The organism is Streptomyces capoamus, assembly GCF_014654935.1.
Lineage (GTDB): Bacteria > Actinomycetota > Actinomycetes > Streptomycetales > Streptomycetaceae > Streptomyces > Streptomyces capoamus.
This window is the reverse complement of record NZ_BNBF01000003.1, coordinates 115,150-116,549: the sequence shown is the minus strand read 5'-3', so window position 1 is coordinate 116,549 and position 1,400 is coordinate 115,150. Positions and strand designations below refer to the sequence as shown.

At 72.1% G+C, this 1,400-nt stretch carries 3 protein-coding genes; all 3 read left to right on the top strand.

The features are described 5' to 3' along the window. A partial coding sequence (locus IE312_RS39070; RefSeq protein ID WP_229899178.1) for an STAS domain-containing protein occupies window positions 1-507 on the top strand: 507 nt, incomplete at its 5' end. After that, window positions 504-884 (top strand): STAS domain-containing protein, encoded by a 381-nt coding sequence (locus IE312_RS06400; RefSeq protein WP_189979159.1) that lies wholly within the window; start codon window positions 504-506, stop codon window positions 882-884. The genes IE312_RS39070 and IE312_RS06400, both read left to right, overlap by 4 nt. Then, window positions 884-1,330 (top strand): anti-sigma regulatory factor, encoded by a 447-nt coding sequence (locus IE312_RS06395; protein ID WP_189979157.1) that lies wholly within the window; start codon window positions 884-886, stop codon window positions 1,328-1,330. The genes IE312_RS06400 and IE312_RS06395 overlap by 1 nt, the downstream gene beginning before the upstream one ends. Window positions 1,331-1,400: the final 70 nt, after the last annotated feature.

Here is a 1,400-nt window from a genome sequence, read left to right as displayed (position 1 = left end):
TCCGTGCTGGCGCTCACCCTGCTGCTGTGCACGCTGCGCCTGGTGGTGATGGAGACGGCGCTGGACGCCAACGCGGAGCTGATCGAGCGGCAGCGCCAGCAGCTGCTCGAGGTGGCCACCCCGGTGATCAAGCTCTGGGAGGGCACGGTCGCCGTACCCCTGATCGGGACGCTGGACAGCGCGCGCAGCCAGGTCGTGATGGAGTCGCTGCTGGAGGCCATCGTCGACCAGCGGGCCCGGTACGCCATCCTGGACATCACCGGGGTGCCGACGGTCGACTCGCTCGTCGCCCAGCACCTGATGAAGACGGTCGCCGCGGCCCGGCTGATGGGCGCCGAGTGCATCGTCTCCGGCATCCGCCCGGCCATCGCGCAGACCATCGTGCAGCTCGGCATCGACCTGGGCACGGTGCTCACCCGTGCCTCGCTGTCCGACGCGCTGGCCTACGCGCTGAGCAAGCAGGGCATCGAGGTCTCCCGTACGGACGCGGGTGCGAGCGCCCGGTGAACCAGCCCCATCCCGGTCATCCCGCCCAGGTCCCGGTGCTCGCCCTGGGCGACGTCCTGCTGGTCTCCTTGCAGGGCGAGCTGCACGACGGCATGGCCGAGCAGTTGCAGCACGACATCACCAGCCGCATCGCGACCAGCCGGGTCACCGGTGTGGTGATCGACATCTCGGGCGTGGACATGGTCGACTCCTTCCTCGGCCGGGTGCTCGCGGAGATCGCCTCCACCGCCGGCCTGCTGGCGGCCCGTACGGTCCTGGCCGGCATGCGGCCCGCGGTGGCGATCACCCTGGTCGAACTGGGGCTGACCCTGCCGGGCCTGGTCACCGCCCTGGACGTCGACCGCGCCATGGAACTGCTCACCCAGAGGGGGAGCTGATGCAGCCGTCCGGCCAGGCGACCGCGACGAGCCTGCCCATCGGCTCGGACGCGGATCTGGCCTGGGTCCGGCAGCACGTGCGGCAGTGCGCGGCACAGCTCGGTTTCGGCCTGGTGCAGCAGACCAAACTGGTGACGGCGGCGAGCGAGCTGGCCCGCAACACGCTGGTGCACGGCGGCGGCGGGCGGGCCGAGATCACCCCGCTGGACAACGGCCGTACCCGGGGTCTGCGCATGCGCTTCATCGACAGCGGTCCGGGCATCCGCGACCTGGAGCTGGCCATGACCGACGGATACACCTCCGGTGGCGGTCTGGGACTCGGCCTGAGCGGAGCGAGACGGCTGGTGCACGAGTTCGGCGTCGACACCGAGCCGGGCCGGGGCACGACCGTCACGGCCGTCGCCTGGGTCGCCCCGGTGCCCTCGTCCCGCCCGGGGGTGGGATGAGCCGGGTGTGGGAGGTCCCGGTGCACGACTCCACGCGGGTCCGGGACGCCAGGATCGCGGCGCGCGAGGC

What these genes read in the sequence shown, in the direction of transcription:
- IE312_RS06395 (WP_189979157.1), top strand. Translation starts at nt 884, where the DNA reads ATGCAGCCGTCCGGCCAGGCGACCGCGACGAGCCTGCCCATCGGCTCG.